The sequence below is a fragment of the uncultured Nitrospira sp. genome (assembly GCA_902500695.1).
Taxonomy (GTDB): Bacteria; Nitrospirota; Nitrospiria; order Nitrospirales; family UBA8639; genus Nitrospira_E.
Genome location: CABVRQ010000048.1, coordinates 22244 through 30798, shown reverse-complemented (window position 1 = coordinate 30798; position 8555 = coordinate 22244). Strand labels below are relative to the sequence as shown.

Below are 8555 nucleotides of genomic sequence, written 5' to 3'. Positions count from 1 at the left end.
ATCCCTTCGCGGAGACCAAAGTCGCTGACCAGACACGTGTCAAAGCCGAAGGTCTCCATGATTCTTCGTAGAATCATTGTGCCTGCCACGATGACATATTCCCGCCCGGGTTCAAGGCCTGGCATGGCCAAGCGCTGCGGACCGGTTTTGGTGAGGAGATCCTGCTCCAACCCTTTGATGGTCGATAATGTTAACTCATAATTGTGGACGCGCGCCGACTCATATCGAGAAAGTCCTTGAGCCAAAGCGGCGAGTGTGGTGACAGATCCGGCAGTCCCGACCAGCGGGATGCCTGCAATAGACCCGAAGGCTTGAGAGACCTTGGCCAATTCCTGATCAATATAGGCTTCAGCCTGGTGAATCTCCTGGTCCGTGGGGGGATCCAGGTGAAACACCCTTTCCAATAAGCGCACCACTCCCAGATCCAATGAAATGACGGCGGGAGCCTTTCCGTTTTGAGCCAGGATACATTCGGTACTGCCACCGCCAATATCCAATCCCCAAAAATTAGAAATGGCGGGAGGCAGGCCGAAACGAATACCCAACAAGGTTCGCCGGGCTTCCTCGTCTCCCGTTAAGATCTCCACTTCCCACCCGGTTTCTTGAGTGACGCGGGCGAGAAAGTCCTGTCGATTCTCTGATTCCCGCACTGCGCTGGTCGCCACGACGACGACTCCCTTGAGCGGATACTTCGTGGTCATTTCTTTCCAGTCCTTGAGGGTGGACACCACGCGATCCATCGCGGCTTGTGATAGACGTTTGTGTTGGTCCACCCCTTCCCCAAGCCGTAGGATCCGCCGATCCCCATCAACAATCGTCAACTCCCCTGGTGGATTCACTTCTGCCACCAACAAGCGGCAGGTTAATGTGCCAATATCAATTCCTGCGAGTAACATGTTGTCTCTTCTCCGATCTTGACATAGGCCTCACAAATTCCCCATCCGGTTATTTCTCCTCCTGACTTGAAGGAGACTGAAATGTGAGGTCCACATCCATACCTGAAATGCACATTAAAAACCAGGGCATTGAAATCCTTTCGGACTTCTTTTCCCACCCAAGATTTCTGTGTTAGGATTCCTGATTGTTTTGCATATCCATACTGATAAACTTTCAGCCTGTCACTTACAAAAGGAGAAAAGATGGCGCAAATTCATTGCCGAAAATGCGATAAAGACGCGGACCCGATCACGGACAATCTCTTTATGGGGAAGCTGGAAGCAGAGGTCAAGCAGAAAGTCTGTCAAACCTGCTGGAATGAATGGGCTGGCCCGGGTGGGACAAAGACCATGGTGATCAATGAGTATCAGTTGAATTTAGGGGATGAAAATGCCCGGGAAACGCTAAAGAAACAGATGCGGACCTTTTTGAAGCTGGATGATGCAACAGAAGAATTTAAAGATTACCGCCATTAATCCACTGAGATTTTTTACTCTTCTCGGGAAGGTTGACATTGATTCCACGTTCGCAGGCAACGCTACTCCAAACTTGTGGAGGGGCCGGACCGGTTCATTAAAGTCCTCCCCTTGATGCATCAGGAATGGCACGTTAGGATTAGACTATGGACACACCGTTAGGCAAAGGGGTTTTCCTCATCGCCACTCCAGCATTGCGTGATCCCAATTTCCGCCAGACCGTTGTGCTGCTTTGTGAGCATGGACCCGATGGCGCCCTGGGGGTTGTCGTCAATCGTCCGACGGAGATGAATATTGCCGAGGTCCTGCCACAGGTTCCAGTGCTCGAAGGCCAGGAACATCGCGTGTATGCCGGAGGACCTGTTCAAAAAAACAGTTTGCTCGTGTTGTACCGCCTGAATGAAGAAATTGAAGATACCCATGCGGTGCTTGACGGCGTGTATCTCGGCGGGAATATGGAAACGCTTGAGCGCATTCTTGAAGTTCCCGGTGAGCACGAATCTTTTCGGGCGTATATGGGCTATTCGGGCTGGGGACCAGGGCAGTTGGAGTCAGAAATGGAAAGTGGCTCCTGGCTCACGATGCCTGCCAGACCCCACCTCGTCTTTGATGAGGATTCACAGGATTTATGGGGCGAGGTCCTACGATCCTTCGGAGATGAATATACGATGTATGCGCATATGCCGGTTGATCCAAATTTAAACTAATCGAATCCTTGGCACGACCGCATCCCCATTCCTCGCACACTTCCAGCCTTCACAAGACCTAAGCCCATTTCTTTGATAAGGTCTGGTGTATGACCACGCAGACCGAGCCAGGTCATTGGCTCAAACATTTCTGTCTTCTTCTTGTCAGTCCCAAAATGCTGGTCATGCTCTTGACCGGCTTTTCTTCCGGTCTTCCCCTCCTGCTCATTGGCTCTACCCTCAAATTTTGGATGCGGGAAGAGGGGCTCGATTTAACGACCATCGGGTTCTTCGGATTAGTCGGCCTTCCCTACACGCTCAAATTTCTCTGGGCTCCGGTTATGGACCGTCTCGTGCCTTCTGCTCTGGGAAGACGGCGAGGGTGGATGCTGGGCACTCAGGTGGCTTTAATGATCACCATTGCCTCCCTCGCGTTGACTCAACCGGCAATGCATTTACCAACCCTCGCGGTCCTGTGTCTCCTCGTGGCGTTTTTTAGTGCCAGCCAGGACATCGTTCTGGATGCCTATCGCCGCGAATCCCTCTCTGACGATGAACTCGGTATTGGCTCCTCAATGTTTATTTATGGCTATCGCCTGGGGATGTTGGCCGCTGGCGCGTTGGCCTTATTCCTGGCAGATCAGGAAAGCCTTTCCTGGAATGCGGTCTATTTCATCATGGGCGCCATGATGAGTATTGGCATTCTCACGACATGGTTTGCACCGGAACCCACCATTCCCGCACCCCCACCAGCGTCATGGCAGGAAGCCATCACGGGTCCGTTTCTGGAATTTTTTTCCCGTCCGGGCGCTCTCATGATGCTGTTGTTTATCCTGCTGTATAAAGTCGGCGATAGTATGGCATCAGAAATGCTCTCTCCATTTATGGTGGATCTCGGCGTCTCGAAAACAGACTATGCGATGATCGTCAAAGTCTTTGGCATGATTGCGTTGATGGCGGGAGGATTGATCGGGGGTCTCGTGGTCTATCGCATGGGGATTGTGCCTTCTCTGTTTATTTTGGGTTTCCTCCAAATGATTTCAACAGCGGGGTTTGTCATTCTCGCCTATACCGGCAATCACCTCCCGACTCTTACTGCCGTCATTGCCATTGAAACCATTTCCAGTGGACTGGGACAAACCGCTTTCGTGGCCTTTATGGCCAGCCTCACCAATAAGCGTTTTACCGCCACACAATATGCCCTGTTGACCAGTTTCATGGGGATTCCACGCGTCTTTGCCGGATCCACCACCGGATTCCTGGCCACCTGGTTGGGATGGGAAGGGTTTTTTCTTCTCTGTACCTTAATTGCCCTGCCCGGGTTATTCCTCATTCCCTATCTCCGCCGCTTGGAAGAAAACCACCAGTCCCTTAATAGGCAATAGGCATTTTTGAGCTCGCCAAGATGGAGTTCAGATAAGCAAGGCTCTGAGATCTGCAGAAGTCTGGAAATTCTCCTCATAAGACCAAATCCACGCTAAGCCAGTTAAAACGGCCAAAACCAGAACTGGGGAGTATCGGGTGGTGGCTGAATGACTGAATGATCAAAGGTCAGATCCGGTCGCAACGCCACATGTAAAATATAGGTGACTCCTTCCCCTCTTCCCAGATTCATGGATGGCGCGACGGGCAAAAATACACGAAGTATCCATCCGAAATTCACCCGCATCGTCTTGCTATCTCCAAATCGATAGCGAAAGACCATCCCGCTTGCCCCTTCTTCAATTTCATCAGGGGCGCCTAACTTCTTGGCCACATCCTGAATCGTACTTTTCCCTGGCACCAACCCTTCGAGAGAGTCGGCCACCAATGGATCATTCACCACCACACGACGAAAGTCACAGCCGGCCAGAGAAAGAAGCACCAGGAGGCCAAGTATTCCGACTTTTCCAACGACCCCGACCATCACGAATCTACTCCCCAAACGGCCAGATTTGAAATTCCACATTCTTGGTCCGATTGCCAAACACCACGTCATCCACTATTCCTTGGGGATTAAAAAAGACCCAGAGATGATCACTGCCAATATTGAGGCGGGAAAAAAACAGCAACCATCCCAACTTGCTGTCAAAACGGCGGTAGTGAAAGATCTCATGACCGTTTGCCTGGACAATGTCATCAGGAGCACCGAACTGTTGGGCCACGTCCTGGCGATTCGTGATGCCTTTCTCAATCGTCTGAAGCCGATCCTCGGGAAACGGCTCACCCACTTCTCCCCGGACAAATGCACAACCATTCGCCAAGGTCATCAAAACCAGAAGGCCGGCCAAAAGCAGAAGTCCTCTTGAATTTCTCCAACAGTGGCTGAAGCCCGCTCGAGATTCTCGCAACATACATCCCCTCCTCTTTATGATCTGTTTCATCTTGGCAGCCAGGGGAACAATGTGTTCGTGGTTCGTTGATAGAGACGATACCCTTCCCCCCGGCTGTTCATAGCCTGAGCCTCGGCCAAAGGCACTCCTGTCACCCATAAGAGCGCCGACAACATGACCAAAGGCCACACAATAGCTATCCATGCCCCTGGCAATCCAACTGCCAACGGAACATAGGCACACCACTGTACAATTTCAAAAAAATAATTCGGATGACGGGAATACCGCCACAACCCGGTCTGCAAGACCTTGCCCTGATTCGTCGGATCTGATCGGAACCGTTCAAGTTGAATATCCGCGAGAGCCTCTCCGAAGAAGGCCAGAAAAAAAATCCCGAGGCCCAGTAAGTCCCATCCTCTTACCGCCGGGTCAGGATGAACCATAATCCAGCACAGGAGACCCCCAAAGAACAGACAAGCAGGAACTTGCAGAATGAAGTACCCAAGGATTCCGACCGATTCCCATTTGCCTAGCACCGCCCGAAGGGTTTTATACCGGGGATCTTCCGTCTTTCCCCAAATTCGATTCTTCCACAGGTGCCAGCCCAGCCTGAAGGCATAGGCACTTCCCATACCTACCACCAGAATCCGGCGCCAAGGACTACCTTCCCCTTCTATTCCACAAAAAACAACGACAAGGCCAAATCCCAAGCAAAATCCCACATCGGCTAAAGAGGCATTGCCCATTTGCGAATGCACAAGCCACAAGGCAACGAAGACCCCCAGGAGGATACCCACAATCGAATATAAATGAGGAAGAGTGAGAATATGCCAGGGAAGCGGATTCACCTTAGGTCAAAAAAACGCGGCTAACACTTTGACAATGCAGATCCTTGGAAAGTTACTCAATTCGCGGCTAAGGCCAAAGGACTCCGAACTGTTTGCTCTTCCGTAACAGGACTTAAGTTTGGTTCGAGTAAGAACACTCGATCACCGGACACCTTCCCTTCCTGGAGGAGAAACTCCCGAATGCCTTGAGCCCGTTGCTGAGCCAGGAGGCGAAGCTGCTCGTCTTCCACCTTGATCGATTCAAGCAATTTGGACTTCATCTGCTCCGGTGAAGGAATGTCCGGAGCCTTTCCTTCTGGAGAAGAAGAAGTCGGGTTCGATAGAGAACCGAACTGTTCGACATATAACTCTTGAAGCAAGCGTTCTTCCTCCTCAGAACTCAGTTCAATCTGTTCGAGAGACACCCCCTTCGTCGCAGAAGAGGAGCCCTGGACAAATTTTCGCTTTTGCAGTTGTTTCCACAATTGCGCTGAAGCCAAACCCTGACGATCGACCTGAGGGTCGGCGGCCCCGGCAATGTCCAGTCGCAAGGCAGGACGATCACCTAACGCTTGCCCAAGCGAATTCAACTTTTCCTGCTCAGAAGGAGACAACTGGGCAATCCCCGCTGGGAAGGCGACATATTGAAGATCGTCACCGCTGCCACCCACCAATCCTCCGACCATCGCAAACGGAGAGGTCGCAACTTTCGTCAGGAGATTCCCCAAGGCATTCCAGATCACTCCTCCGTAACTAAAATCCGGATCGTCCAAATTCCCCCGAACCGGCAAATCAATATCGATCTGTCCTTTACGGTCTTTGAGCAAGGCCAAGGCAAGTGGAATCGGCAACGACATGGCATCAGGACTCTCGACCTTTTCACCCATAGTCAGTTGGTCAATTAACACTTTATTTGCACCAACCAGAGTCTTTTCAGAAACTGTATACCCGAGATCAAACGACAGCTTCCCCTTCGTGATGGGATACCCGACATAATGGGCCGAATAGGGAGAGACAGTGGGGAGATCAAGATTTTTGAACGTGACAGTCAGATCCGTATAGGCATCTTCACTCAAGGGATTAATTTGCCCTGCAATCTTAAATGGGGCGTATTTATCGACCGTCCCTTGTAAGTCGACATCAGCTTTGGCTACTTGCTCCGAAGAAAGCCCTTTAATGGTTCCACTCAGCCCCTCAATTTTCGTGACGACATGGGGGGAAATTGATTGATCCGTAAAGCGAGCCAGGAGATTGGTGAGCGTGACGGACCCAATTTTGACCGGAGTCGGTGGCTCTCCGGAAGTTTCCGGTTCTGGTGGATTTTCATCTGATACCGTCTCTTGTTGAGATTCGGATCCTGGTGGTGAAAATAACCGCTTGAGGTTCATCCCTCCCTCCGCATCAATCAACAATGCGAGCATCGGGTTTGTCAGTCCGATTTCCAGAAGATTCACGGACGTCGGTTCAACTTGAAGATTCAACTCCTTCAGCACAAACGCATCCCACGTGAGGAACGGTGTGGCCTGCATGGGATCGTCAAGAGCAAAATGGGACACTCCCATTTCCCCCTGGAAAGTCACCATCGGTTGAGTCTTGGTCCCCGTCTGATAGTGCGTCTTTCCTCGCAACGTGAGCGCGCCATCCCCGACATCGAATTGAACAAAGGGAGCCATGTAGGGTTGAAACGGCCGAACAGCGATATCCGTCAAGGATACGTCCAGGTCGATCGTCAAAGGATTTATCTCCAGCGTCCCTTGCAAGTTGGCCTTTCCGGTTTCATTGAACTGAAAGGAGAGATCGACAGGAAGCGGACGATCCAAACCCAAGGACACGTCCGAAGTGTGAAAATGAAGCGTGTCCACTAGCAATTTGACAGGTTCCTCGGGCTGGCGATCCTCGAAATCAATCGTGAAGTTATCCAAGGCAAGATCTTCAATGACCATTTTCCACGGATTGGCTGGGGAAGGCTCCGGTTCAGGGGCCGACTGACTTGTTGATTCCACAGGCGAAAACAGCGCCTGATAATTAACCACGCCATCGTTCCCGACCCATCCGGTAAAAAGAGCATCGCGAGAACTTATGGAAGGAATCCGAACGTCCTGCCTGGCCACATCGACTGAGACCCCGTTGACTTCAAAGAAGGGAATCGTGATCACGGGGGTGATGGTCCCTTTCTCCTGCACTTGCAAATCCTGAATCGTCAGACTAGCTCCATCGACCAGCACATTGACCCCCTGGTTTGTCGTGGACATTTGATAATGCCCTTTCAGGGTCACCTGTCCTTGGGGAATCTGAAATCGAACCTGATCCTGTACATAGGTCCACAGTCTGGGCAATTGGTAATCTTCAAAAACCAGGCGGCCTTCGGACTGAAATGGTTCCAGAGCTAACGTCCCTTCCCAGGTAATTTTCTCACCTGCGCTACGTTCAGCCGTCAGCGTATAGGAATTAGCCTGACCTTGTTGCGTACTAAAGTCATCCAGCGTGAGATTGATTGGCACAAGATGCGCCACAAATGGGGTCGGACGCGAATGATCCCGAAATTCCACCATACCCTGTTGTATTGAGAAATGTTCAATCCGGACCGATGGCAAGGATTCGGATTCTTGTGAGGGGTTTTCTTCAGGCTGAACCTCGGAGGAGGAGCCTAAGCCCGCCAGATTCAAGGACCCGTCCGGGCCAACCATTGCCAACCCATACGGCAGCCCCAGCCGAATTTCCGCAAAGGTATAAGCCCGGTTCACCAGGGAAACACCAGGATCAAAATTAACAAACAATTCCTCAAACCCCACCATAGGTGAGCCATCCTGCTCCTGAATATCAAACCCGTTTATCTGCAGCTTAAACAAAAATGGATTGAACCGGGCTTCCTGGATCGTCACCGGCCGGCCAAGTTGCTCCGATAGTCTGGGAGGGACCTTCGTGGTAATCGCCCAGGGAACCACCAGAAAACCCACCAGAGAATAGAACACCATCAGGCCGAACAACACGAACAAGGAAATTTTCAAAGCTTTAGGCATAGAACTTTATAAGGTTTGAAGTAAAAAAAGGACATCTTGCAAGAAAAACAAAAAGCATCTCCACTGTATCATATCAGTTCATCATCTAGGGACCCCAAACACACCTCTAAAAAAGCTTGCCATCAATTTATGATATGGACATGTCTTTTAAATGGGCCGGTTCCATTACCCATCAAGCATCCCAACCAACCGATGACTCGACTTCAGCCTAGAGTTCATACTCAAAAGACACAAGCAGTTTCACAGTGGTCCAATCAACGGATCTTTGTAGGGACTATCGCCTTGAACTGCCTGGGAG

At 51.0% G+C, this 8555-nt stretch carries 8 protein-coding genes; 3 read left to right on the top strand and 5 right to left on the bottom strand.

Annotated features, from left to right (window positions below):
• On the bottom strand, positions 1–896 hold an 896-nt coding region (locus tag AAH187_RS12655; RefSeq protein ID WP_342348825.1), incomplete at its 3' end, for a Ppx/GppA phosphatase family protein.
• Between the two features lie 243 nt (positions 897–1139).
• Here AAH187_RS12655 and AAH187_RS12650 point away from each other — a divergent pair.
• The 3 genes from AAH187_RS12650 to AAH187_RS12640 all read left to right on the top strand — a co-directional run bounded on the left by AAH187_RS12650 (position 1140) and on the right by AAH187_RS12640 (position 3483).
• The gene (locus AAH187_RS12650; RefSeq protein ID WP_342348824.1) at positions 1140–1412 is read left to right on the top strand and encodes a Fe(2+)-trafficking protein; all 273 of its coding nucleotides are present in this window, start codon (positions 1140–1142) and stop codon (positions 1410–1412) included.
• A 146-nt stretch (positions 1413–1558) separates the two neighbouring features.
• Positions 1559–2119: a YqgE/AlgH family protein gene (locus tag AAH187_RS12645; RefSeq protein WP_342348823.1), complete on the top strand. Its 561-nt coding sequence runs from the start codon at positions 1559–1561 to the stop codon at positions 2117–2119.
• An 89-nt stretch (positions 2120–2208) separates the two neighbouring features.
• Complete coding sequence (locus tag AAH187_RS12640) at positions 2209–3483, top strand: AmpG family muropeptide MFS transporter (RefSeq protein WP_342348822.1); 1275 nt, start codon at positions 2209–2211, stop codon at positions 3481–3483.
• A 101-nt stretch (positions 3484–3584) separates the two neighbouring features.
• On the opposite strand, the gene AAH187_RS12635 is transcribed toward AAH187_RS12640, so the two are convergent.
• From AAH187_RS12635 to AAH187_RS12620, 4 genes are read right to left on the bottom strand one after another with little or no spacing between them, the layout of a single operon-like run.
• Positions 3585–4004: a hypothetical protein gene (locus tag AAH187_RS12635; RefSeq protein WP_342348821.1), complete on the bottom strand. Its 420-nt coding sequence runs from the start codon at positions 4002–4004 to the stop codon at positions 3585–3587.
• 7 nt (positions 4005–4011) lie between these two features.
• The gene (locus AAH187_RS12630; RefSeq protein WP_342348820.1) at positions 4012–4431 is read right to left on the bottom strand and encodes a hypothetical protein; all 420 of its coding nucleotides are present in this window, start codon (positions 4429–4431) and stop codon (positions 4012–4014) included.
• 26 nt (positions 4432–4457) lie between these two features.
• Positions 4458–5258 (bottom strand): DUF1295 domain-containing protein, encoded by an 801-nt coding sequence (locus AAH187_RS12625; protein WP_342348819.1) that lies wholly within the window; start codon positions 5256–5258, stop codon positions 4458–4460.
• A gap of 56 nt (positions 5259–5314) precedes the next feature.
• Positions 5315–8257 carry a DUF748 domain-containing protein gene (locus AAH187_RS12620; RefSeq protein WP_342348818.1) on the bottom strand — a complete coding sequence of 981 codons (2943 nt, stop codon included), beginning with the start codon at positions 8255–8257 and terminating at the stop codon, positions 5315–5317.
• Positions 8258–8555 lie beyond the last annotated feature (298 nt).

Excerpts from the sequence above, each read along its gene's own strand:
- AAH187_RS12650 (WP_342348824.1), top strand. The coding sequence starts at position 1,140 with ATGGCGCAAATTCATTGCCGAAAATGCGATAAAGACGCGGACCCGATC.
- AAH187_RS12645 (WP_342348823.1), top strand. The coding sequence starts at position 1,559 with ATGGACACACCGTTAGGCAAAGGGGTTTTCCTCATCGCCACTCCAGCA.
- AAH187_RS12640 (WP_342348822.1), top strand. The coding sequence starts at position 2,209 with ATGACCACGCAGACCGAGCCAGGTCATTGGCTCAAACATTTCTGTCTT.
- AAH187_RS12635 (WP_342348821.1), bottom strand. The coding sequence starts at position 4,004 with ATGGTCGGGGTCGTTGGAAAAGTCGGAATACTTGGCCTCCTGGTGCTT.
- AAH187_RS12630 (WP_342348820.1), bottom strand. The coding sequence starts at position 4,431 with ATGTTGCGAGAATCTCGAGCGGGCTTCAGCCACTGTTGGAGAAATTCA.
- AAH187_RS12620 (WP_342348818.1), bottom strand. The coding sequence starts at position 8,257 with ATGCCTAAAGCTTTGAAAATTTCCTTGTTCGTGTTGTTCGGCCTGATG.